The organism is Streptomyces sp. NBC_00873 (assembly GCF_045207415.1).
Lineage (GTDB): Bacteria > Actinomycetota > Actinomycetes > Streptomycetales > Streptomycetaceae > Streptomyces.
This window is the reverse complement of the sequence record NZ_CP108803.1, coordinates 2,619,271-2,642,637: the sequence shown is the minus strand read 5'-3', so window position 1 is coordinate 2,642,637 and position 23,367 is coordinate 2,619,271. Positions and strand designations below refer to the sequence as shown.

Genomic DNA, 23,367 nt, shown 5'->3' with positions numbered 1-23,367 from the left:
CGCCTCCACCGGTCGGGGGATGGGCATTCCAGATGGTTCTTGCGGCGGTGGCTACTGGCGGACGTATGCGAGTCTGGGAGCGCGCTCGAGGTCGAGGGTGAAGCGGTCGATCTGGTCCGTGCTGCTGGGCACGGTGAGGGTGTAGCCGTTGCCGGCGTAGAGCCCCGGGCCCGAGTGGGCGAGCTGGTCGGATGTACCTCGGCGCCACAGGTGGAGAGCATCAGCTCTGCGGGTGAGGCGCAGGCTACCGGGGGCCTGGTCGCAGGCAAAGGTGCCGAGCTCTGTGTGCTGGCCGAGGTCGTCGGGTGTGGGCTGGTCTCGTGTGGCAGTGCTTGGGGTTCGCTCCAGGGCTGTGGCGCGGACGAGGGCATCCTTCAGGGCCAGTGTCGGCTGGTAGAGGTCCCGGAGGATGGCGGCGGCCACGCGGTCGGCCGAGAGGCCGGCATTGTTGGACAGGGCGATCACGCGTAGCCCTGATGCTTCCACGTGGGCAGCGGCGGAGAAGCCCTGTTCGTGGCCGTAGTGGAAGACGGCAGTGCGGCCTGGGAGGGCGTCGGCGTAGAGCCCGGGGCCGTAGAGGTAGGGCTCGTGGTCGCTGGGTTCGTAGTCGACCACTTCCTGCCAGGGGAGCTGGTGGAGGTGCTGCCAGCGCTGGTGGAGGTGGGTGAGCCAGCGGTCGAGGTCGCCGGCGGTGGTCCATAGGGTTCCGGGGCCGGGCAGGGTGACCGGCACTTCTGTACGCCGCCAGCCGTGGTGGGCAGCCTGGTAGGCGGATGCGGCTCCGGGGATGACCTGGCGCGGGTCCGTCTTGAAGTGGGTGGAGTGCATGTCGAGCGGGCCGAAAATGCGGTGCCGGGCGAGGTCGGCCAGTGTCGTGCGGTGGACCGTTTCGAGGATCTCGGCCAGGAGAAGGTAGTTGGTGTTGCTGTAGAGGAAGCGACCTTCGGGGACGGCGCGTTGGTGCTGGCGGTAGGCGAGGGTTCGCAGGTCGTCGGCCGTGTAGTGGTCGAGGTCCCGGAAGCCGGCGAGGGAGAGCAGGGACTCGGCATCGCGTATGCCCGACCGGTGGGTGACCAGGTCCACGACAGTGACATCGCTGATCTTGAGTCGGGGCAGCAGATCCGCGGCCCGCTGGTCCAGGCGCAGGAGGTTGTCACGAGCGGCGAGCACCATCAGGTGGGCGGTGATCTGCTTCGCGACTGAGCCGACGTTGAAGGTGGTGTCCGGTCCGATGGGCAGTCCGTGTTCGAGGCTGGCCAGACCGGTGTGCAGAAGAGTGGGCTCTTCGTCCGGCCGGTGGACCAGCAGGGACAGGCCGGGCTCCTCGTCGCGGGCCGCGTTCACAGGGCGAGTGCCTGGCGGTAGGCGCCAGCGAGGCGGTCGCGGAGACCGTCGTCGCTGATCAGCCCCAGAGCGCGGGCATGGTCGGGTGCGGTGCTGGCGAGGAGGCTTCGCTGCTGGTCGAGGTAGGCGATCAGGAACCGGTGCAGGTCTCCCGTGGTGCCGTTCAGCGCGTGGGCGGTGAAGAGCATGGTGAGCGGAAACGCCCAGCAGGCGTGGAGGAAGCCGAACGCCGGCCGCATCGTCTGCTTCCACGGGGAGTGGAAGTGCACGGCGTCGCTGACCTTGCATCCCGTGGCCGCGAGGGCGTCGTTCAGCCAGTTGTGCCCGGCCTCGTGGATGAGGTCGCGGGCCAGGACGACCGGGTCGTCGACGTGGTCCATGAAGACCGTGCCCGGCAGGCGGCTGATGGTCCAGCTGTCGAGGGTCTCGCCGAGGTTCTTGCTCCGCAGAAGGCACAGGACGACGGCGTGCGCGGCGAGCAGATCGCCGAAGCCCGCTCGTGCGGCGCTGGCATATGCGTCGGCCGCGAGGTCGCACAGGTGGGGCTGGGCGGGTTCGGTACCGGGGCCCAGGATGTAGTAGGGAGTCTCGGAGATTGGGGATCGGGGCAGGTCGGCGAGTGTCGGCGCCACGATGACTCGCGTGCCGACCGCGGTGGGGATGGAGCCGGTGGTGGCGCCCGCGTCGGGGTGGGCGACGTACCAGTCGAAGGTCGAGGCATCGCCGGCGCGGGCGGCTGCTTCGGCTCCTTCGAGGGAGTGGTGGGCCAGGCAGTAGTCGGCCGCCGTGCTGGTGCCGTGCTGCGGCGGCTGGGCTCCGGGGCGGATAAGCGCGTGGATGCGCTGCGTGCGCTCGTGGCGCAGGCGGTCGATCGGCGGGAGGCTGAAGACGTCGGCGAGGGTGTGCACGAGGCGGCTCTCCTGTTCGGTGGTGGGCCCGGGGCCGGGCCGCAGGTGGTGGCGGCCCGGCCCCGGGGGGTGTTCACCGGCGGCGCTCAGAGCGTCGGGCGGCTGTGGGTGTTCAGGCGGTGGTGGTCTCCGCCTCGGCCGCTGGCCAGCCCTCGGCCGAGACGCTGGAGGTGTGGGCGGTGGTACGGACGGTCTCGTCCTCGCCGCGCAGGTCCTCGACGTTGGCGAGGAAGTCGGCGATGCGGTCCTGGTTCATGGGGTGTTCCGCCTTTCGGTCTCGTTGGCTTTGGCTTGTACCGCTTGCTCTGCTGTGGCGCCGGATTCGGGGCGGAGATCTCGCCCTGGTCATGAGGGGCTCCCTCGTGTCGGTCAGCGCTGGTGGAGGTCGGCCGCAGTGCGGAGTGCGGTGTACAGGTCCTCCATGGCTGGCCGGTCGTCCGCTCGGTCGGAGAGCGCGGCGGTGACGACGCTGCGCAGCGGTTCCGGGATGAGAGGCAGGTTCGTGCGGCCGGCCAGGCGGGGGATGTCCGCGCACAGGTAGCGGTAGACGAGGACGGCGAGGCTGAAGACATCGGCTGCCGGGGTGGCCTCGTGATAGCTGGTGAGGTACTCCGGCGGCCAGTGGACCTCGGGGCCGCGGTGTTCAGGTCCGCGCGGGGTGGACAGGCGGCGGGCGGCTCCGAGGTCGGTAATCAGGCCCCGGTCCTGATCGATGAGGATGTTCTCCTGGTAGACGTCGCGGTGGACGATTCCGCGCTGGTGCAGGTTGCCCAGGCCATCGGCGACGTCGGCGAGGATGCTGAGGCCCTTACTGGTGTCCTTGGATGAGGCCATGAAGGCCCGGAAGTTCCCGCCGTCGCAGTGCGGCATGGTGTACCAGTCGAACCGCTCCGAACTGCCCTGCTCCAGCAGCGGGACGATGTGATCGGTTCCTCCGGCGACGGCGGTCAGCTCCGCCTCGTGGCGAAAGTCTTCACGGGTGAGAGCGCGTTCGGTCTCGGTCATCTGCGCGTACCAGTAGAAGCCGTACGCGGCGGGCTTCACGCTGGGGTCGAGCTCGGCCAGGACGTGGTTGCTGCCGAAGCCCGCCTTCAGTACGACGTCCTTCTGGCCGGGGCGGCTCGCTCGGACCAGGGTGCTGGCCCGCGTGAACGCGAGGAGGTCGCTGATGTGCCAGCCGTCCGTGCGGAGCTGATCGAGTACCCAGGCTGCGGGATGCATCGGTTGCAGGTTCATCGGCTCGCTTCCTTGTTCGGGGCCGCGGGGCTGCCGGCCGAGCGGAGGTCTTCCATGCAGGCGTCGACCAGGGCTTCGAGGTCGGCATGGGTCGTGCAGGGGTGCTTCAGCACGGGAAGACCGGTGGCCTTGGTCCAGGCGTCTGCGGCCTCGTTGTAGAGGTCGGCCAGCCGGGTGGCGGCCTCGGGCTGTTCGGTGAAGCGCCGCTCTGTGGCACGTCGAGTGATGCGGGCGTGGCAGATGGCGGGATCGGTGGTCAGCAGAACGGTCAGCTGCGGTCGGGCCCGGGTTTGCTCGGCGAGGCGCTCGACGTACGCGTCGACGGGCTGCTGGTGGAGCAGGGCGAGCAGGCAGGCGGTGGAGAGGGTGAGCCGGTCGGCGAGGACCGGGCCCTCGGTGAGGGCGGGGGCGATGTTGAAGCGGGAGTGCAGGGACAGGTCCTGGGCGGCGGCCTCGATGGCCTCCTGCTCGTTGCCCCCGCGTCCTGCCCGCAGGCGGATCAGGGTGTGGGTGGCGTGGTGGGAGAGCCAGGAGAACTGGCCGATGTGGCTGAGGGGGATGCCCTCGGCGTGGGCGGTGGCCAGGAGTCGGTCGCGGAGGGTGCTCTTTCCGGCGCCGGCTACGCCTTCCAGAGCCAGGAGCACGCGCTCACCCGGCCGGGGTGGGTTCGGCGATGAGCCAGCTGATGAACTTGGCGACCCGGCCCGCGGTGACCGGGAGGGTTCCGTGCGCGAGCTGGGAGCCGTACAGCAGGGCGGTACCGGGCGCTGGGTCGACGCTCCAGCGGGTGCGGGGCATCTGCTGGAACCAGGTCGCGGAGTTGTCGGCTCCGTCGTGGGTCAGCCACATGCCCTCCGCGTAGCCGTTCGAGGAGGCGTCGGGGGTCTTGCCGTTCCACAGGCGGTCGCTGGAGGCGGTCTCGACGTAGAAGTCGCCTCCGGCGTCGGCTTGGGTGATCACGACGCTGATGCCGGCGATCTGGCGGGGCCAGGCGAGCGGGTCGGGGGCGATGCCGTCGAGGTGGCTGGTGATGTGCTGGCCGACGCCGTACTCGACGTACGTCCACGGGCGGCAGAGGGTGATCGAGGGCATGACGCGGGAGAACGCCGGGCGAGCGCGTTCGAAGGCGTCGCCCAGGAGCTTTTCGGCGGCCGGGGGGATCGAGGGGATCTCGACGCGTCCGGCCGGCTCGTAGACGGCCATGGCCTCTTCGGGGCTGTGGCCGGGGATTTCGTGGATGGAGGTGCGGCGCTCGTCACCGAAGCGGCTGGTGCCGCCGCTGGTCAGGACGTCGTTCATCAGGTCGGCGAGGTGGGTCCGCTCGGCGTCACTGAGGAAGTTCTCGATGCTTCCGACGCCGACGGTCTCGGCTATGTGGATCACTTCGTCGTTCCCCCTTGCTGGAGCACGCGGTGGATGTCGCTCAGGTCCGTGCAGTGGTTGAGCCAGCTGACGACCGGGCTGTGGGTGGCGGCCAGCGGGTCCTGCCACAGGGCGAGGAGTTCTCCGGTCAACGGCAGGTCGTCGCTGTCGGGGAGTAGGCCCGCGTCAGACGTCTCGGCCTGGGGCAGAGCGTCGCAGGCGGTGCCATGTTGCTCGGCGAAGACGAGGGTGAGACGGGTCGCGGCTGCGGTGCGGCAGGCCCGCAGACGGGCGGTTGCGGGCAGCGGCCGGTCGTACGCGAGGTGTTCGGTGACGGTCCATGCCTGGGCGATGGCAGCGCCGGCGGCGGCGACGCGGCAGGTCGCGCAGCACCTGAGGCCTGCGTCCGGGCAGAGGAGGAGGTACTCGCCGAGGGTGGCAGCAATCTCGTCCAGGACGGCCCAAGCGGTAGTGGCCAGCAGCCCGCCAACGTCAGGGCGCTCGTCCCCGGTGTTCTTGTGGTTGCAGCACGGCTCGCCCGCTCCGGGCTGCCTGCTGGAGGTGAGGGCGGGTTCAATGAACAGGGTTTGGAAGTAGGCGATCCGTCCCAGGAGCTGGTGGAGGGTGACCGCGTCGCCGGGCTTCACCGCAACACCCCCTCGGCCACTTCCCTCGGCACCGGCAGCGGGCAGGCGCACGTGGTGTCGGCCTTGGGGCGCTCGGCGTCGAGTGCTGCGGCCAACACGGCAGCGGCCTCGTGCAAGCGGTCGAAGTAGCCGTCCCATCCCTGACCCGGGCCGGGGTCCAAGCTCAGGTCGAGGACCGACGTTGTGGTGCCCGTGCTCTCGCATGTGAGCTCCGAGCGGCTGACGGTGACCTCGATGCCTGCGGTCATGAGGGCGTTCGCGAAGGTGGAGGCCCGGCACAGAGCCGCAGCAACACGGGCGTACTCCGTGCGGTCGCGGGCGAGGAGACCGATGCGCAGCCCCGTGGGAGCCAGGTTCGTGCCGGTGTACTGGTGGCCCTGGCAGCTGTCGTACGTGACGAGCCCCCAGGCTCGGGTGACCGTGTCGACCAACGGCCAGACGCCGGGTTCGATGGCCGCCCGCCACATCGGGTGGGCCGGGGTGAGATCGTCGGCCTCGTGGACGCCGGCGAGGCCCACGGTGTTGATGTTGCCGTGCTCACTGGTGTGCAGCCTCACTTCGCCTCGGGCGAGGTCGGGAGCATCCCAGCTGGTCAGGAAGGCGTTCACGTTGCGCATGCTGTTCGGGGTGCGCGGGTGCCAGCGCACGCTCTGGCACCAGGCGCCAGCGGGACGACCGGGCTGGGCCAGCAGTGCGGCGACGCCGTCGATCATCCGCATGCGGTAGTCGCAGTACGCGTCGTGATCGGCGGCCGGGTCCTGGCGCCAGCGGGTGGCGATGCACCCTCCGCCGCAGGTGGCGCGGTAGTCACAGGTCGTGCACTTGTCCATCAAGGCCTTGCCTTGGTTCAGCAGGAGCGAGTCCTGCTGGGCGCGGACCACCTCGTGCTCGTCGGCCGTGGACTCCAGCTGGGTGAGGCGAGCCTGGGGCCAGGGCAGTTCGTCGCAGCTCCCGAGGCGTCCATCGGGGTAGAGGGTGAAGACGTGGTCGCACTTGAGGTCGGAGAAGTGGCAAAAGCCTGTCGTCAGGCCTCGTAATCGCCGGATCGTGGAGACGGCTGGTTCGAGCTTGATGCGGGCGAAGTGTCCGGCGGTGATCCAGTGAGCGGTGGCGGCGAGGACGAACTGGGCGTACTCGTCGGGATGGATGGCCCAGGCCGGGCCATCGGTTGCGTTCACGGCAGCCTGTTGAAGCAGTCGGCTGGCCGACTTGCGCCGGCTCGGCAGGGCCGTGGAGCGGCGGATCGTGGAGTCGAAGCAGGGTACGAAGCTGATCGCGTTGACCGAACCGAAGCCGGCGAGGTGGTCCAGCACCTCTTCGGCGCGGTCCAGCACCGCCGGGGTCACCGCGGCGATCACACCGACGCTCCGGCCCCGCTCCGCGAGCAGGTTCAGGGCAGCGGCGACGCGCGGATACACGGGCTTGCCGTCGTAGCCGACGCGCCAGGCGTTGCCCTGGGCGTCACCGTCGAGGGAGATGCCGATCCGGAGGTCCGGGCAGAGGGTGTCGAACATGTCGAGCCAGTCGGCGTTGAGCAGGACACCGTTGGTCTGCAGGCTGACGCGGACGACCTGCGGCAGGCCGGACAGCTCCGCCAGGATCTCGCCGATGTGCTCCCGCCCGGCCGTCAGGGGCTCGCCGCCGTGGAGTTCGACGGCGAGCTTGCGGCCCTTGAAGATGTCGGCCAGGCGCCTGATCTGGTCGGCGCTGACCCTGGCACCCCCCGGGGCCTCCTTGCGCTTCTCGTAGCAGTAGAGGCAGTCGATGTCGCACGTCTCGCCGCGCGTTTTGACGATGACCGACACCGCGGTGCCGGCGTCATCGACGTCCAGGCTCCGGTAGAGCCCGTCGATCTTGTGGCGCTGTTCTGTGCTGAGGTTCATCGGCTGCCCCCTCCTATGCTGCCGTGACCGGACGACTGGCTAGTCGGACAAACGCCCCAGCAGGGCGCCCTGGCCGGACTGGAGAATGTGCGCGGCCTCCAGCGGGATCCAGAAGCACTCGAAGTGAGTCGGCTCCTGCTCGCCGTCGTGGTCCTCTTGGCTCATCCACCGCTCCGGGGTCGGCTCGGTGAGCTCCAGGTGGAAGACGTGCCGGTGCTGGATCTCGAACCGGTACGGGCTGATGTCGTACTCGGTCTCGCCGAGCTTGCGGACGATCTTGAAGTCCGACAGGCCGGTCTCCTCGCGGGCCTCGCGCAGAGCGGCGGCCTCCGGGTTCTCGCCGGGGCGGATGCTGCCCGCGGGGACCTGGATGCCGACCTCCTCGTAGGAGTAGTCGGTGTGGCGGAACACCAGCAGGCGCCCGTCGCGCACGACGTAGACGAGGACCTTTTCCTTCGTGACCTTCTCGGGCATTACGAAAACCTCCACTTGGTACAGAAGCTGACTCGTGGGGCCGGCCCGGTAGAGGGCCGGGGACTGTTTGTCCCGTGGTCGACCGTGATCGGCCGGTGTCCTGGGGAAGCCCACGAGTCTAGGCCCCCAACTTGCCGTCGAATCAGCGTTATTCAGTCGAGCAGCTGGCCCACGCGGGACCCGTCGGCTGCCGGGGCCGCGGTCCGGCGCCTGGCCCTCGTGCGGGTGTTCGATGACGAGCCCGCTGCCGATGTGCGAACCCTCGTTGCCGCTCGATCAGCCACTTCGGCGGCGTGGCCGGAAAGCAGTTGCTGATCGCGACTGCTGCTCCGATCTGCCCTTCGATCACCCGCACTGCTGGGCAGATCGAACTCCGCCCAGCAGCGCTTGCCCGTCGCCGTCAAATCAGCACCGTGGCGGTCGGCGAGCACGGATACGAGGTACAGACCGCGCCCGGACTCGGAACTCCTGCTCAAGGGCTCCGGCCGCGGCAGCGCCTTCGTAGCGTCATGCACCTCGACCACAAGCACAGGCCCCTCCTGGCAGACGCTGACGGTGACCAGGCCCGACGTGGTGTGGCGCACGGCGTTGGTGATCAGCTCGCCAGCCACCAGCTCGATTCCGTCCAGTGCCTCCTCGTCGAGCCGTATGCCCCAAGAACGGATGCCGGCGACGACGTGGTGTCGTGCCTGCTGGGCGGCGGCTGCCGTGCGGGCGACGGTGAACGCGAGCTGGTGGTGCGCTGCCATGAGCGGGCCTCCTGGGCTGCCTGACTTGCGTAACCACGGCGGAGGCTCGGCCTCGCAGGGCCGCTGTCTTGCCGGGGCGAAGATGAAGTGTTCCCGGTGGCTCCCGCCCGAACGAGGCCCTGAGCGGCGCCGAACGCCGTCCTTTCGTGCCTAACCGATGTCTATTCGCTGTCCACCTGGAATTTCTAGACAACAGATCTTCGTTCGGCGGCTGTTGATGTCTAGCGTGGATGTCGGACAAGGACCCCCGGCACGAGGGAGCGGCTGTGCAGCCATCAGGACCGACCCTCTTCCAGACTCTGATCAACCAGCGGGGCTGGCAGGATTACCAGGTCTTCAAGCGGCGCTACGAGCAGGCGGCCAAACAGTTAGCCGAGCTGGAGGGGCCGCCATCGATCGCGACCGCGACGATCGAGAAGCGGCAGTTCTTCCGGTACGCGCACGGCGAGGTCCGGACACCGCAGACCGTCGGCCGCCGCGTCCTCGAGTTCATGTTCCCGGGCCTCCCGGCCGCCCGACTCCTCGGGCCTGCGGAGCCCAAGCCGACGGCCTCGCCGCACCACCCGGCGGCTGACGACCGCAACGCAGTGGATCCATCCGAGTACGGCCTTGAAGACGTGGTCATGGCGGCGGCAAATGAGTCGGCGCAGTTCGCGGCCAGGGCAGAGAGCAGCAACGTGGGACCGCACACGCTGGAGCAGCTGGAAGCTGACATCCGCCGCCTCGTCATTACGTACCCCAACCGGCCTGTCGGGCCCCTGTTCCGCGAGGTACGTGCCCTTCGTGACCGTGCCTTCGAACTCCTCGAAGGACGTCAGCCACCGCGGTACACCAGCGACCTCTACGTAGGCGCTGGCGTCCTGTGCGGCGTACTCGCGAATGCCAGCTTCGACCTGGGCCGCTACGACGCCGCCGAAACACAGGCACGCACCGCCTTCCTATTCGGCGAGCTCGCCGGCCACAACGGACTGCGCTCCTGGGTACGCGGACTCCAGGCACTCATCGCGTACTGGGACGGCCGCCCCGTAGACGCCGTACGCCTCGCCGACTCCGGAAGCGCGTTCACCCCCGAATCCGGCACGGCGCAGATCCGGCTGGAGAGCATCAAGGCACGCGCCTACGGCCAGCTCAACCGGGGCAGCGATGCCCTGGCCTCCCTGAGCGCCGCCGACCGCCTGCGCGAGCGTCTCGTCGAAGGGGACGAACTGCCCGGCGGAATGATGGCCTTCCCCGCCGAGAAGCAACTGTTCTACTCCAGCAGCACGCACCTCTGGCTTGCCGGCACGCAGCACCTCAGTGACGCCGAGGCCCGCGCCGACGAAGCGGTGGAGATGTTCCAGTCCGCGCCGCCGGAGCAGCAGAGACTCGGCGAGATGTCCCTGGCCCGCATGGACCTGGCCATGGCGCGGCTGGGCCGTGGAGACATCGACGGGGCTGCGACGCAGATCCACGCTGTCCTCGGGGTCAGTGCCCGGCGCCGCACCGAGAGCGTCGATCGCCGGATCGGCCACTTCAGCCGTCAGCTCGCGCTGCACCCTGGGGCCGGATCACCTGCCGCGATCGGCCTTCGCGAGGTGATCATTGCTCATCAGGAACGCATGCCCGCTCAGCTCCCGCCAGGAGGCAGCCAGTGACGACCGTGACCCTCTTGCACCCCGGCGCCATGGGCGCGGCCGTTGCCGCCCAGGCCGTCAAGGCAGGCCACGAGGTGCTGTGGGTGCCGGAAGGCCGCAGCGACGCCACCCACGGGCGCGCGAAGGAAGTCGGCGCCACCGCATGTGACTCGCTCGACGAGGCGCTGGAACGCAGCGAGATCGTCCTGTCGATCTGTCCTCCGCAGGCCGCCGAAGACGTGGCGACCATGGTCGCCGACCACGCCTTCGCCGGGGTGTACGTGGACGCCAACGCGATCAACCCCCAGCGCATGCAGCGAATCGCGGAGGAGATCAGGCCGGGTGCCATAGTCCTCGACGGTGCGATCTTCGGCCCGCCGCCCGGTGGCCAGCGGGCTGCTCGCCTCTACCTCGCCGGCGAAGCCCAGGCCGTGGACACGGTGGAGCCCGTGTTCAAGGACACCGCGTTGCACGTCCGCCGCGCGAGCGGCAGCGTCGGCTCCGCCTCCGCGCTGAAGATGGCGTTCGCCAGCTACCAGAAGGCCGCCCGAACCCTCGCCGGCGTGGCCCACGCGCTGGCAGATGCTCATGGCGTCGGCGACGAGCTCACGGCCGAGGCGCAGGTGATGGCGTCCAACATCCTCGCCGACCCCGGATACCTGCCCAGCGTGGCCGCGCGAGCCTGGCGCTGGGCACCGGAGATGGAGGACATCGCTGAGACTCTCCGCGCAGCCGGTCTGCCCGCAGACATGGCCGAGGCTGCCGTAGCGGTCATGTCGCGCTGGGAAGGAGACAAGGACCAGTACAACCTAGAGCTCACCGACGTCTTGTCCCACCTGCGGAGCCAGGGTGACTGAGCAGCGACCAGTTCTCTCCACGGACGAAGTCCAGCAGCAACCCATCGCCGCTGCCGTCGTCGTCCACAAGGGGTGGGTGCTGCTGGTGCGACGCCGTGTGGCGGAGGGACGACTCTCCTGGCAGTTCCCGGCAGGCAAGGTCGAGGCTGGTGAGACGGGGCACGCTGCCGCTGTACGGGAGACGAAGGAGGAGACCGGCTTGGATGTAACCGTGGTGACGCTGCTCGGTGAGCGCGTCCACCCCGTCACCGGTCGGCTGATGTCATACACGGCGTGCGCGGTGGTGGGAGGAACGGCGCACGTTGCGGACGCTGACGAGATTGCCGAGGTCGCCTGGGCAACCCTCGCGGAGATCCCGCGCTACGTCCCGTACGGACTCTTCGAGCCGGTGCAACAGCACCTCGACGCCGTGATCGGGTGACCGGAGGCCTGTCAGCCCTTACCTCGTTCCGTCCGCAGGAGTTGATTCTCCTTCTCCAGCGCAGCCGCGCGGCGTTCTAGATCAGCCCGAGTGCGTCTTGTCGGCGCAGGCAGCTCTGCCTTCGATGGGGTGGGTGGTTCGCCGGCGAGTCCGAGGGGCTCGAAGGCCACGATCGTCGAGGGATTCTTCCCGCACTCCGGGCAACGAATCTTGCGGCTGGGTTCGGCGTTCTCGCAGTGACGCGAGGTCTCGGCGATGTGCCCGCAGTAGAGCCGAACCCGCCACTGCATGATCAGGTGCTCCGGTGTCTTGAACGACAGCATCAGCTTCCAGACCTCCTCCAGGTGTTCCCGCTGGCGCTCCACCATTTCGGGATTCGCTCGCACCTCGGCAAGGTGTTCATCGACCTGTCGACTGGCAAGGTCGCAGATCCCCTCCAGCTCCTTCTGCCTTTGGTGGTCACGTCGCGTGAGCTGGTAGTCCTCAAGTGGGACGCCGTGGCTCTTGTATTCGACCTCGCGCATGGGCGGCACCGTAACGGCGGAGGATCGGACAGCAGGGGAAGAGTCTGTTCCCTTTTGCCCAATGACAAGACTTGCGCGCGTTGGTCGGTCGACTACTGGGGTTCGGTCAAAAGCCGATCGGGTGCTACTTCTCTGTTCGGTTGTGCCTCCGCGGACCGCCGGGGCGCACTGTGAAGCCGCTCCCGGCGGCTGCGACCGCGGCTATCGGCGGTGTTGGTGTTGCTGGCTCGCAGGAGGCGTAGGTAGCGCGGGCTGACGGCTACTGGCCGTGTGAGTGGGAGTCTGGGCGCCAGTTGAGGTCGAGCGTCGACGGGCTGCATCGGCACGGGGGTTGGGGGTGGGGTTGCGGCTGGTGTGCTGGAGGCGGGTGATCAGGACGCGGGACGGACGGCCACTTGGGCCGTGCGGTGGGGCACAGATGTTCCTCTCGATCGTCCAGCAGGGAGCGGCAGTTCGGTGGGGGCTTGGAGGTCCGCAGTGCATTTGCATCGGGCCGAATCAATTCCCGAACCGGGCCGTGACCAACATAGCCACACCCGATTCGGGCAAGTCCAGCGATTCCGGTTACGAAGCAGCACCAGTCGAAACTGTGCACGGGGAATGCCATAACGGTAGGGCCGGATCCTCGGTTGACCAAAAAGCGGCTCTCCTGTCGGATCCGTGGGTTATCGGCTTGGGAGTTGACGGCCTGGTAGGTGGGGGCGGTGGCCGCCGAGGCTGAGCATGGCGAGGGCGGTGAGGGTTTGGGGGTTCTTGAAGCCGAAGGCGATGCGGGTGATGAGGCGGATTTTGGTGTTCATGCTCTCGACGAGGCCGTTGGACAGGCCGTGCTCGGCGGCGGCTGTGATGGCGTCCCAGTGTTTGACGATGGACCTCTGCAGGTCGACGAAGGCATCGAGTCGGCAGCGGCGGGCCCAGAGGACCCAGTCCCACAGGGCTTCGGGAGTGTGGGGGCCGGCTTTCAGGGCGAGGCGGAGTCCTTCCTTCAGCAGGTAGGCGCGGTGGAGGACGGGGTGGGCCCTGGCGATGAACTCCAGCTGGGCCCGTTGGTGGACGGTGAGGTCTTCAGGGTTTTTCCAGAGCGCGAAGCGGGCCTTCTTCAGCGACTTCGACCCCTTGGTGGTCCGGCCCTTGCCCTTGCGTTCGGTGTTCCAGACCTCGCGGCGTACGACGTCCAGCGCGTCGGTGGCCCACTTCACCGTGTGGAAGGGGTCCATCACCCGCACCGCGTTCGGGCAGTGCGCGGAGACCGGGCCGGCGACCCAGTCCGCCGCATCGGCCGAAACGTGTGTGATCTTCGCGGAGCGTTCGGGTCCCAGCAGGTCGAAGAACTTGTTCAAGGTGGCCTTGTCCCGGCCGGGTTCGGCCCACAGCAGACGCCCGGAATCATGGTCAACGACGACGGTGAGGTACTTGTGGCGCTTCTTGTAACTGATCTCGTCGATCCCGATCCGACGGAGCCCGGCCAGCCGGTCGGTCCGCGCCTCGGCATCCGCCCAGACCCGGGCAACGATGGAGCCGACCGTGCGCCACCCAATCCGCATCAGCTGCGTGACGGCCGTCTTGGAACAGCAGGTCGCCAGCCAGGCGACCTGCGCGTCGAAAGCCAGGGTGTGACCGGCGCCGTGCCGGGCCCAGGGCACCCCGGCCACCGTCACCCCGTGCACCGGACACGACACCCGGGGCGCGTCGGCCTCGATGAAAGCCGTGAGCACGCCGATGTCCAGGGCCCGCCAGCGACGCCGCCCCTCACCGGCGTCGTACTTCGCCGCCCTGCGCCCACAGATCCCGCACCTCTGCCGCCGCCCCTTGACCGGACGGGCATGGACAACGATCACCACACTGCCGTCGGCATCCTCGCCGGAGTCTTCCTCTTCGGCCTCGACCTGCTCGATCACCGTCTTTTCGACATCGAGCAGCCGAGTCCATATCCTTGTACTTCGCACGCCGTATCCAGGTTCTTCCGTTTCGTTCCTTAAGCAGTCGAAACGTACCCCGGGTACGGCGTGTTCTGCGTATCAGCCCTGGTCAGCGACCCACGGATCCGACAGGAGAGCCCGAAACTGCGCCGTCACAACCCTCTTCTCTCCTCCTGATGTCCGTATGGGAGGAGAGCATCGGGTTCCGGGGGCCCGGACGCCCTCCCAGGCCGGGCGCGGCCAGCAGGATCATGATGCCCCAACATCACCCCATCGAGCGATGACAAGCCGGACATAAAGTCACGTACCGCACTCTGAGGGCTGCTTCGAGGGTGACGCCGGCAAGGGCTGCGTCTTCACCGGCGGCCGCACCCTCGCCGACGAAGGCAAGGGCGTATCCGGCGCCGGGCGGGAACAGCGTCAGCAGGGAGAGCAGCAGGAGCGCGAAGCCGAGGTAGACGGGGGTCTTCGACGTGGGTGGTCTCGTCTGCAGTCTCAACGGGAATTCGGTGGCGCCCCCGCCCAGGGCCCGGGCGGCTGGAAGCCCTTCTCGGCACCCGGGCAGCCCTGTTGGAAGTGCGGGCAGAGCGGGGTCACGGGGCGTTCCAGAGATCCCTCAGCTCCGCCCAGGTGGGCGGGCCGACCGGTTGGATGCCGGTGTTCGCGGGGTTCCGAAGACCGCTCAGGACGAGGTCCAGGTAGCGCAGGTGCAGTTCGACCGCGCGCTCGGTGGTCGTGGGCAGGCGGGCGTTGAGGTGGGCGAGCAGCAGCAGGAGGTCGGCCGAGCTGAAGTCCGGGCGTAGTGCGCCGGACCGGTGGGCGGCGTCGACCAGGACATCGAGTGCCGCCCGGAGGCAGTCGTCCGCGGCGTCCACTTCGTCGGTGGCGGGCAGGCGGCCCCCTATGAGAGGGAGGAGGGAGCCGGTGCCGGTGGCGGACAGCGTTGCTCGCAGGAAGGAGACGAGTGCGGCCCAGGGGTCGGGGTGGTCGGCCATGGCGGTGCCGGCCAGGGAGGCCAGGTCGTTCATGCCCTCCACACGCAGCGCCTGGGCCAAGTCCTCTTTGGCGGGGTAGCGCCGGTAGAGACTGCCCATGCCTACGCCGGCACGGCGGGCGACCTCCGAGACGGGGGCGTCCCAGCCGTGTTCGGCGAAGACTTCACGTGCCGCACGCAGGATCCGCTCGTCGTTGCGGTCGGCTTCCTTCTGGCGTCCGCGGGGCGGTCCGGTGCGGTCGGTGTGCATGCTCGTGCTCCTTCGGTGCGGCAGTCGACGCGGGTCCTGCCACGTGGGCGGGCTGACTGGGTCAGTGTGGGTTGCTGAGGACCGGAACCGGTGCTGCCAGTGCTGCCACGGTGGGCTCGGGCGTGGGCTCCTCGTGGTGCGGGCGGATGCGCAGGACCCCGACGAGCAGGATACCGAGGGCGCCGAGCGCGGCGGCGACCCAGAAACCCACCGTGAAGGCCTTCTCGGCGGGCACGGGCGTGCCGTCCACGGTGAAGGTCTGCAGGAAGCCGACGGAGAGCTGGCTGCCCACGGCGCTGCCGACCGTCCGGATGACGGTGTTCAGCCCGTTGCCCGCGGCGATCTCGCGGCGCGGCACGAGGGCCGCGACCAGGTCGGCGAGCGCTGCGTACCCGTAGCCCGCACCGAGGCCGATCAGGCAGAACCACAGCGCGAGCTGCGTCGGGGAGCCGTGGAAGAACGCGGTGAGCACGGCTCCCGACGTCATCAGCGTCATGCATGCGGCCAGGGGTGCCCGGGCTCCGAGCCGCCCACGCAGCCAGTGCGCGGTCCGCCCGGCCAGGACGACACAGACCGAACTCGGCAGCACCAGCAGTGCGGCCTGGACGATGGTCAGGCCGCCTCCGTAGGAGGCCGCCGGGCGGAGCGCGGGCGGCAGACCGTTGGGCAGCTGCAGCAGCTGCGGGACCAGGACGTAGAAGAAGAACGGCACGACACCGATCAGTAGCGCCGCGAGGTTGGTGACGAGCATCGGCAGATGGGTGATATGCCGGAGGTCGAGGATCGGGTCGGACCGGCGGGCCGACACCACGCCGAGTACGGCGAAGAGCGCCACGGCGGCCGCGAAGAGCGACAGCACTCCGGCGGAGAGCCAGCCCCACTTCGTGCCTTCGGTGATCGCCAGGAGCAGGGCGACGAGCCCGCCGGCCAGGAGAACGGCCCCGGGCACGTCGACGCGCTTGCTGTGGCGTTCGGGGCTTTCCGGCACCCAGGCGATGACCATGAGGGTCGCCAGGGCGATGAACACCGCTTCGACGCCGAACATCCAGCGCCACGAGGTGTGCTGGATGATCAGGGCGCCCAGGACCAGTCCGATGCCCGCGCCGCCGCCGAGCATGGCGGCGGTGGTGCCGAAACTGGAGGCGATCCGTTCCCGGGGCATCGCTTCGCGGACGATGGCGAGGGCCAGCGGGAGCGAGGCCATGGAGGCGCCTTGCACCGCGCGCATCGCGATGAGGAAGCCGATGTTCGGGGCGGCGGCGCCCCCGAGGGTGCTCGCGAGGAATATGAGCAGGACGATCACGAGGAGCCGTCGGTGGCCGTACTTGTCGCCGAGCAGGCTCAGTACGGGGGTGAGGACGGCCCCGCCGAGCAGGAATGCGGTGATCAGCCATCCGGCCGTGGCGGTGTCGGTGTGCAGGCGTTGCGCGAGCACGGACATCGCGGGAATGACCAGGGTCTGCATCAGCGAGAAGCAGCCCACCGCGGCAAGCAGTGCCGCCAGCACCAAGTTCGGTCGCGATGCCATCGCGCCGCGGTGCTGGGTTCTGTTGTCGTCCACTGACGACTCCTTCTGAGGTTGAGGGGGCGGCAGCACGCCGCGTGAGAGCGGGGCGGTCCGCCCGGCATGGGTCCGGCCGCCGTCCCGGGCGCCGTTGTGATGGCGGCTGGGCAGGGGACGCGGAGGCGTCACGACCGCGCGTGAACCGCGTGCGCCGCACTCTCACGCCGCGACTGTCATGCCGCCCGGCCGGTGGATGCGAATCTATCGGAGCGGAGCGCTCCGTTCAAATTTGGCGCGGTGGAGGACGGGGTGGGCCCTGGCGATGAACTCCAGCTGGGCCCGTTGGTGGACGGTGAGGTCTTCAGGGTTTTTCCAGAGCGCGAAGCGGGCCTTCCTCAGCGACTTCGACCCCTTGGTGGTCCGGCCCTTGCCCTTGCGTTCGGTGTTCCAGACCTCGCGGCGTACGACGTCCAGCGCGTCGGTGGCCCACTTCACCGTGTGGAAGGGGTCCATCACCCGCACCGCGTTCGGGCAGTGCGCGGAGACCGGGCCGGCGACCCAGTCCGCCGCATCGGCCGAAACGTGTGTGATCTTCGCGGAGCGTTCGGGTCCCAGCAGGTCGAAGAACTTGTTCAAGGTGGCCTTGTCCCGGCCGGGTTCGGCCCACAGCAGACGCCCGGAATCATGGTCAACGACGACGGTGAGGTACTTGTGGCGCTTCTTGTAACTGATCTCGTCGATCCCGATCCGACGGAGCCCGGCCAGCCGGTCGGTCCGCGCCTCGGCATCCGCCCAGACCCGGGCAACGATGGAGCCGACCGTGCGCCACCCAATCCGCATCAGCTGCGTGACGGCCGTCTTGGAACAGCAGGTCGCCAGCCAGGCGACCTGCGCGTCGAAAGCCAGGGTGTGACCGGCGCCGTGCCGGGCCCAGGGCACCCCGGCCACCGTCACCCCGTGCACCGGACACGACACCCGGGGCGCGTCGGCCTCGATGAAAGCCGTGAGCACGCCGATGTCCAGGGCCCGCCAGCGACGCCGCCCCTCACCGGCGTCGTACTTCGCCGCCCTGCGCCCACAGATCCCGCACCTCTGCCGCCGCCCCTTGACCGGACGGGCATGGACAACGATCACCACACTGCCGTCGGCATCCTCGCCGGAGTCTTCCTCTTCGGCCTCGACCTGCTCGATCACCGTCTTTTCGACATCGAGCAGCCGAGTCCATATCCTTGTACTTCGCACGCCGTATCCAGGTTCTTCCGTTTCGTTCCTTAAGCAGTCGAAACGTACCCCGGGTACGGCGTGTTCTGCGTATCAGCCCTGGTCAGCGACCCACGGATCCGACAGGAGAGCCCAAAAAGCCGGTGTCGAATGCGGAGCGGGAAAGATCGCACCGCGAAGGTCTTGACCTCTGGCGCTAGCGCCGTCTATGTTTCCGCCGCTTCCCACGTCAGGCGCATGGCAGCCCATCCAGCCGACCCGTCTGGGTACATGGTGTCGGATGTCCGAAATTGGCTGGAAGCTCCCGACTGTCAACTTCCTCTGCAAAGTTTTGGACCCCTATTCAGTCCTGCGCGAAAGGCGACAGCGGGGCTTTATACCCCACGATCCCCGGTCACCCAAACCGGGGATTCGGAGTTACAACAGACGCATGCCTAAACACCCCACGGAATCCGCTCCTGCGCGAGTACGGACTGTCGGCGCCATCGAGCGCACGCCTACCGCTCGCGGCTTCGCCCAGCGCGAGCTCGCTGGCCGTGTCGCCGTGCTCGGCCGCCCTATGTCGAACACGACGCTCTCCCGCATCGAATGCGCCCGGCGCTGCTGCGACGTCGACGACCTCGTTGCCATCGCCGTCGCCCTCGGGGTCTCCGTTCGCCCCGATCCCCGCTGCGGCCTTGTAGCAGCACCCCTCGGGCGGTGCCGTGCGGCTTCCCCCGCCTCGGCGCCGCCCTCCCCGAGGTGTCCCCAACCCGGTTCCCCGCTCCTGCGGCGCCCGCGGAGCCAGTCGGCCGCTGGCTCTGCCTGTTGAAGGTCCTCACCTGTTCCGCCTGGCGTCTCGCGGTCTGCCAGCCGCTTGCCCGGCGCCTCCATGCCCCTGCCGAAGGAGAAAGTTTGACGTCCCCCTCCCGCTGTACTGGCAACGGACCCACCGCTGCGAAGCCCTGCACCGACCTGCTCGCCTCACGTCTCACCTTCCACGCCCGGGGCCAGAAGGGACGGGCGCCCCGAGAGCGAGTGCTTGCGCGGCTGGAGGGTGATGTAGGACGCGACTCTTCCTCGTGGACTACGCACGACGGACCCGATGCCCCAAGGGCTACGCATCCCACCGGTGGATCGCCGTGGCGGCCGAGCGGGTTTGAAGTGATCGAGGAGACCGACTGCCGTCGCAACACCGTCGTGAAGTACGTCGCTTCGAAAGGCCAAGGGACCGGGGACGCAATGCGTGATCTGAGCAGGGCGCGCCGGTACCTCAACCGTGAGACCAACCGTCTGCGGCTGGAGCAGGAGGACAGCCACCCAGCCGGAGCATAGCCGTGGTCTGCCGCCGCCACTCGAAAATGACAGCAGCCCCCGCACTCGCGGGGGCTGCTGTTCGTTCGTGCGCCACGCTTCTCTACGCCGGCGACTCCCCGGCGAGTCGCAGCGATGCTTCGATGGCATCGATGACGTCCAGCCCGATCTGGAGCTGCCGCTCATCCAGTTGCTGGCTCGCCACGTGCTGCTGCGTCGGCAGATTGTGGGTGACGACCCCGTGGGCGACATCGTCGGTCAGCTCGACGTGCACGGCCTTGGCCATCCGCCGGACGTCGCCCAGCTGAACCATGAACCCGAACGGCTTGCCAGGGATCGGGTCGCGGTAGACCTTGACGGCCACCCGATGTTCTCGGAGGAAGAGCTGCTTGCCCTCGTCGTCCCGCGAGTTCCAGATGTCCGCGAAGGTGCGGCCTGTCAGAGCGAACTTCCCGCGCTGCTCTTCGTACTCGGCGAGCTGGGTGCGAAGCCGCGACAGCTTCGCGGACTGCGAGTTGAGCAGCGACCAGTAGACCTCTTCCTTCTCCGGGGCGTCGTACTTTCCCGCCCCGAAGTCGGCCTTCAGCCGGTCCAGGCGCGCCTCCGTGGCCGTGATGTCGCTAGACGGGTCGTACAGATCGGCTGCCACCTCCCGTGCCTCGGGGAGATGGCCCATGTGCTCCAGGAACACCTTGGTGAGTTCGCCTTCGAGCTCCGCCGAGTCCACGGCCGCGGCGCTCTCGCAGGTCCCCTGGACCTTGTGCCGGCTGCACTTGTACCGGGAGTAGTGCCACTCCTTCGCCGGGCGGTCCCCCTTGGCGGGCTTTCGGTTGGTGAAGACGGCCTTCGTCAGCGGGCCGCCACAGGAGCCGCACGAGGCCACTCCGACCAGCATGGCCTGGCTCTTGGTCACCTTGGGCCCGAAGGCGCGGTTGTCCGCCAGCTTCAGGACGACTTTGTTCCAGGTGGCGAGGTCGAGAAGGGGGGTGTCCGTGATCATGCGCGGATTGCCCGCGTCGTCCTCGACGATCTCGCCCTTGTACGTGTAGAGCCCGGCGATCTTGGGGTTGAGCATCATGCCCCGGATCGAAGAGTTGGACCACTGGCTCTCCTGTGCCCGCTTGCTGTTGGGCTGGATCAGCGAGAGCCAGGTGGGCTCACCTCGAGTGGCGAGGTCTCTCGATATGGAGCGCAGACTCTCGCCGTCCAGGATCTTCTTCGCGATCTCCTGCGCGAGCTCCGTGTAGTGGGGGAGTCCTTCGAGTCGCTTCCCCTTGCCTTTGCCCACCTGGACGATCTCGTAGCCGAAGGGCGGGAGGCCGGCCACCCACATGCCCGCCGCGAGACGGGTCTGTACGGCGTCGAGCGCCCGCGACCGGATCGTGTCCAGCTCGCCCTCGGCGAAGACGGCCAGGATCTGGGCGAACATCTTGCCCATGGGAGTGGACATGTCGATCCCCTCCTGGGTCGACACGATGATCTTGCCGTTGTCCTGGCACCACTGGACGATCTCGCTGAAGTGGGCCACCCGCCGGCTCAGCCGGTCCACCTTCATGACGCAGAGCACGTCCCACAGATCCTTGTGCTCGTCGTCGAACCACTTGCCCAGGTCCGGGCGCTTGAAGGGGTGGAGCCCACCGGAGACGTCCGTGTCTGTAGCCCAGGCGACGACCTGTGCGTCCCGCCCAGGCGCCTCGACCCAGTGCTGTACGTGCTCCTTCTGGCGGGGTATTGCCGTGGAGTCATCGGTGTCGACGGAGAGCCGCAGAGAACCCAGGACGCGCAGTGTCATGGGATGACCTTAGCGCGAGTTGGTGAATGGTCAAGAAAGAAGCGACTGACAATCCAGATCGGTCACAACTGCTCTGCCCGGGGGCTCCAGGGCGTGGTCTTCACGCGGGACTGGGCGGGCGAGGGCGAGCTGTCCTCGAGGCTGGGCCTGGTGACGGAGGCGGTCGAGGCCGGCGAGGGCATGGACCTGTACGTACCTGGTCGCCCAGCTATCCAAGGGCGGCCGGGCGGACTACGTGATCGTGGACGAGGCCCAGTCCTGGTTCCCGAACAGATCGGACCGGCTGGCCCGCATCGTGGACGACCTCGACATGGACGTCTTCGTCTTCGGCATCACCACCGACTTCCGCACCAAGCTCTTCCCCGGCTCGCAGTGCCTCACGAACTGGCCGACCGGATCGAGCAGCTCCAGGTCGAGGCCCTGTGCTGGTGCGGCGCCTGAGCCACCCACAACGCCCGCACGGTGGGGCGTCATGGTCGTGGAGGGCGAGCAGGTCGTGGTCGGCGCCGTGAACCGCGCGGCCGAGGCCGTGGGGTACGAGGTGCTGTGCCGACGCCATCACCGCAGGCGGATGCGAGCGCGTCAACGCACGTCGGGTGCTGTCGCCTCCTGTGCTGTCGGTGGCGTCCATCTGACGGCCGACCCCCGTGGTTCGGCGACCGGGCTGTAACAAATACCGCTGGTCGGCATTGGCAACCGGAAGATCCGGATGATGGTCTTCTCTAAGCGGCACACCGCGCCGGCGACGTCGAGCGGGCAAGTCGCCTACATTGATGGGTATGCCATGGCCCGCCGGAACTCTTTGACAAGAGCATCGAGTTGATCTCGGTGTGCCTCGATGAATGCGGCGAGCGGATAGATCCCAAGCCACCCTTGTTCGCGAAGCAGGTGGAACGGGGCGGGGATACGGGTCGCCGAACCTTCGTGGATCTTCCAGGCGGAGACTGTGTCGCTCTCCGATGGGCGGAGTGGGTTCTCCTCGATGCGATCGACGAGAATGTAGTGGAGGCCGAGGGCATCGACAAGCTGAAGATCGGTGTCCCATACTGCACCTGTTGATTTTGCGATTCCCCAGAGCAGCGGCTCCGGATAGACGTTGCGGACCCGGCCCGCAACGTCCGGCACCTCCCTCCCATCCCAGAAGAGCTGGCCACTCAGAGACCGGTGGAGGTCGCCCTGAGCGATGGCCACCGCGGAGAGCATGGGTACTCTGCGTCCGATGTCGTCTGGCCAGCCGAGTAGTAGAGAGTGGATCAAGTCGCACGGGTTGTAGACGTGAAGGTGCACCTCGCTCTCGATGTCCTGTTGTGCGACGTCGGCAAGCCAGGCGTGGGTGAGGTGCTCCCAAGAGGGATTGCCGCCCAAGCTGCGAGTGCTTTCCTTCAGTAGGGCGGGCCACCTGCCGCGGTCTGTTGTCCGCGCGGATCCGTCGTAGAGGATCTCGCCGATCCCTTCGTCATCTCCGTTCAGATCCCGAAGCAGGTCGCGGTCATCGAGTGGTGCGCGTTTGGCGAAGGCGCCGGCCGTTCGGTAACCCTCGAGGTCCCAGTGTGGATCTTCATGAAGTTCTCGTAGGAGCCCCGGCCGGGCGCTGTCGTAGTCGGCGGCGAACACATGCTTTGTGATGTGGCAGAGAATCTCGTACTCGTGTGGGTCCACCATGTCGGGGTCCTCGCACTCCTCCTTGATCCATTCGGGGACTTTGCGAGGTTCTGCTGCGCCGATGGCGAAGTAGAGTCCGAAGGGGGCGCGTACGAGATGAACGTCGCGCACTCGGCGGAAGTTGGCGGCGAGGAGGTCGGTCCCACCTGCCTCCTCCGCGCGTCCGATGATCTCCTGCCATCCGAGATCGCGATCTTCCGGAGAGTTGTAGAAGTAGATGAAGTGGTGAGGGGTGACTCTCGGTGCCACTGGTTCGGGCAGGAAGGTGACTCGCTCAGCTCGAGCGGGTTTCCCGTCGGAATCGAGATGGAGCGCGTAGCCACGGAGGTCGTGGGACCAGTCGCGGACCATGTTGCTGACGGGGGTGAGGAGCTCCCGCCAGGTCGTGGAGACGATCACTGCGCGGATCCGGTCTTGCCTGATACCCAATTCCTCGCGTAGAAGCTCCGTGTACTTCGTAACTTCGTGCAGCGCCTGACGAGCAGTCCCGTCAGCGCGCTTGAGCTCGATCACTACCCAGGAACCGTGGGCATCCCGTGCCAGGATGTCAATGCGTCCTCGGGTTCCGTTGGCGTTGGGTACGGGGTACTCGGTGCCTATGAGCCGTAACCCCTGCTCGATCAATGACAGGGAGTGTGACAGCTCGTCTCGGAGTTGCTCTTCGTACGGAGCGGTCACAGCGATTTCCTGCTTCTGATCGGAGGGATGGGTGGG

Annotated in this window: 20 protein-coding genes and 2 pseudogenes; 4 read left to right on the top strand and 18 right to left on the bottom strand. The window is 68.1% G+C overall.

The window, feature by feature from the left end; all coding sequences use genetic code 11:
* Positions 1–51 precede the first annotated feature (51 nt).
* From OH809_RS11865 to OH809_RS11820, 10 genes are all read right to left on the bottom strand, one after another.
* Positions 52–1,344 carry a serine hydrolase domain-containing protein gene (locus OH809_RS11865; RefSeq protein ID WP_406422421.1) on the bottom strand — a complete coding sequence of 431 codons (1,293 nt, stop codon included), beginning with the start codon at positions 1,342–1,344 and terminating at the stop codon, positions 52–54.
* On the bottom strand, positions 1,341–2,252 hold the full coding sequence (locus tag OH809_RS11860) for an aKG-HExxH-type peptide beta-hydroxylase (RefSeq protein WP_406422422.1): 912 nt from the start codon (positions 2,250–2,252) through the stop codon (positions 1,341–1,343). Before OH809_RS11860 ends, OH809_RS11865 begins: the two co-directional genes overlap by 4 nt.
* Positions 2,253–2,364: 112 nt before the next feature.
* Positions 2,365–2,508 (bottom strand): hypothetical protein, encoded by a 144-nt coding sequence (locus tag OH809_RS11855; protein WP_167347301.1) that lies wholly within the window; start codon positions 2,506–2,508, stop codon positions 2,365–2,367.
* 113 nt (positions 2,509–2,621) lie between these two features.
* The gene (locus tag OH809_RS11850) at positions 2,622–3,488 is read right to left on the bottom strand and encodes a protein kinase domain-containing protein (RefSeq protein WP_406422423.1); all 867 of its coding nucleotides are present in this window, start codon (positions 3,486–3,488) and stop codon (positions 2,622–2,624) included.
* Entirely contained in the window at positions 3,485–4,132 is a 648-nt protein-coding gene (locus tag OH809_RS11845) for an AAA family ATPase (RefSeq protein WP_406422424.1), read from the bottom strand. Before OH809_RS11845 ends, OH809_RS11850 begins: the two co-directional genes overlap by 4 nt.
* Positions 4,133–4,136: 4 nt before the next feature.
* Positions 4,137–4,871 (bottom strand): hypothetical protein, encoded by a 735-nt coding sequence (locus OH809_RS11840; RefSeq protein WP_406422425.1) that lies wholly within the window; start codon positions 4,869–4,871, stop codon positions 4,137–4,139.
* Entirely contained in the window at positions 4,868–5,497 is a 630-nt protein-coding gene (locus OH809_RS11835) for a hypothetical protein (protein WP_406422426.1), read from the bottom strand. The genes OH809_RS11840 and OH809_RS11835 overlap by 4 nt, the downstream gene beginning before the upstream one ends.
* Positions 5,494–7,380 (bottom strand): radical SAM protein, encoded by a 1,887-nt coding sequence (locus OH809_RS11830; protein WP_406422427.1) that lies wholly within the window; start codon positions 7,378–7,380, stop codon positions 5,494–5,496. The genes OH809_RS11835 and OH809_RS11830 overlap by 4 nt, the downstream gene beginning before the upstream one ends.
* A 39-nt stretch (positions 7,381–7,419) precedes the next feature.
* The gene (locus OH809_RS11825) at positions 7,420–7,854 is read right to left on the bottom strand and encodes an NUDIX domain-containing protein (protein WP_406422428.1); all 435 of its coding nucleotides are present in this window, start codon (positions 7,852–7,854) and stop codon (positions 7,420–7,422) included.
* 152 nt (positions 7,855–8,006) lie between these two features.
* Entirely contained in the window at positions 8,007–8,603 is a 597-nt protein-coding gene (locus OH809_RS11820) for an ATP-binding protein (RefSeq protein WP_406422429.1), read from the bottom strand.
* Between the two features lie 266 nt (positions 8,604–8,869).
* Between OH809_RS11820 and OH809_RS11815 the strand changes: the two genes are divergently transcribed.
* From OH809_RS11815 to OH809_RS11805, 3 genes are read left to right on the top strand one after another with little or no spacing between them, the layout of a single operon-like run.
* Positions 8,870–10,237 carry a hypothetical protein gene (locus OH809_RS11815; RefSeq protein ID WP_406422430.1) on the top strand — a complete coding sequence of 456 codons (1,368 nt, stop codon included), beginning with the start codon at positions 8,870–8,872 and terminating at the stop codon, positions 10,235–10,237.
* Positions 10,234–11,073 (top strand): DUF1932 domain-containing protein, encoded by an 840-nt coding sequence (locus tag OH809_RS11810; RefSeq protein WP_406422431.1) that lies wholly within the window; start codon positions 10,234–10,236, stop codon positions 11,071–11,073. Before OH809_RS11815 ends, OH809_RS11810 begins: the two co-directional genes overlap by 4 nt.
* On the top strand, positions 11,066–11,494 hold the full coding sequence (locus tag OH809_RS11805; protein ID WP_406422432.1) for an NUDIX hydrolase: 429 nt from the start codon (positions 11,066–11,068) through the stop codon (positions 11,492–11,494). The genes OH809_RS11810 and OH809_RS11805 overlap by 8 nt, the downstream gene beginning before the upstream one ends.
* Before the next feature lie 11 nt (positions 11,495–11,505).
* Here OH809_RS11805 and OH809_RS11800 read toward each other — a convergent pair whose 3' ends face one another.
* The 7 genes and pseudogenes from OH809_RS11800 to OH809_RS11770 all read right to left on the bottom strand — a co-directional run bounded on the left by OH809_RS11800 (position 11,506) and on the right by OH809_RS11770 (position 20,991).
* Positions 11,506–12,018, bottom strand: coding sequence for a hypothetical protein (locus OH809_RS11800; protein WP_406422433.1), 513 nt, complete (start codon positions 12,016–12,018; stop codon positions 11,506–11,508).
* Between the two features lie 665 nt (positions 12,019–12,683).
* Positions 12,684–13,964 (bottom strand): ISL3 family transposase, encoded by a 1,281-nt coding sequence (locus OH809_RS11795; RefSeq protein ID WP_406422434.1) that lies wholly within the window; start codon positions 13,962–13,964, stop codon positions 12,684–12,686.
* Positions 13,965–14,202: 238 nt separating this feature from the next.
* Complete coding sequence (locus tag OH809_RS11790; protein WP_406422435.1) at positions 14,203–14,436, bottom strand: hypothetical protein; 234 nt, start codon at positions 14,434–14,436, stop codon at positions 14,203–14,205.
* A gap of 94 nt (positions 14,437–14,530) precedes the next feature.
* Positions 14,531–15,181 (bottom strand): TetR/AcrR family transcriptional regulator, encoded by a 651-nt coding sequence (locus OH809_RS11785; protein ID WP_406422436.1) that lies wholly within the window; start codon positions 15,179–15,181, stop codon positions 14,531–14,533.
* A gap of 61 nt (positions 15,182–15,242) precedes the next feature.
* Positions 15,243–16,742 carry an MFS transporter gene (locus tag OH809_RS11780; protein ID WP_406422437.1) on the bottom strand — a complete coding sequence of 500 codons (1,500 nt, stop codon included), beginning with the start codon at positions 16,740–16,742 and terminating at the stop codon, positions 15,243–15,245.
* Between the two features lie 234 nt (positions 16,743–16,976).
* Positions 16,977–17,927 (bottom strand): annotated as a pseudogene (locus tag OH809_RS11775) (transposase); the annotation flags it as partial.
* A gap of 1,375 nt (positions 17,928–19,302) precedes the next feature.
* Positions 19,303–20,991: a recombinase family protein gene (locus OH809_RS11770; protein ID WP_406422438.1), complete on the bottom strand. Its 1,689-nt coding sequence runs from the start codon at positions 20,989–20,991 to the stop codon at positions 19,303–19,305.
* 3 nt (positions 20,992–20,994) lie between these two features.
* Here OH809_RS11770 and OH809_RS11765 point away from each other — a divergent pair.
* A pseudogene (locus OH809_RS11765) lies at positions 20,995–21,626 on the top strand (thymidine kinase).
* Positions 21,627–21,756: 130 nt separating this feature from the next.
* On the opposite strand, the gene OH809_RS11760 reads toward OH809_RS11765, so the two are convergent.
* Complete coding sequence (locus OH809_RS11760) at positions 21,757–23,331, bottom strand: endonuclease NucS domain-containing protein (protein ID WP_406422439.1); 1,575 nt, start codon at positions 23,329–23,331, stop codon at positions 21,757–21,759.
* Positions 23,332–23,367 lie beyond the last annotated feature (36 nt).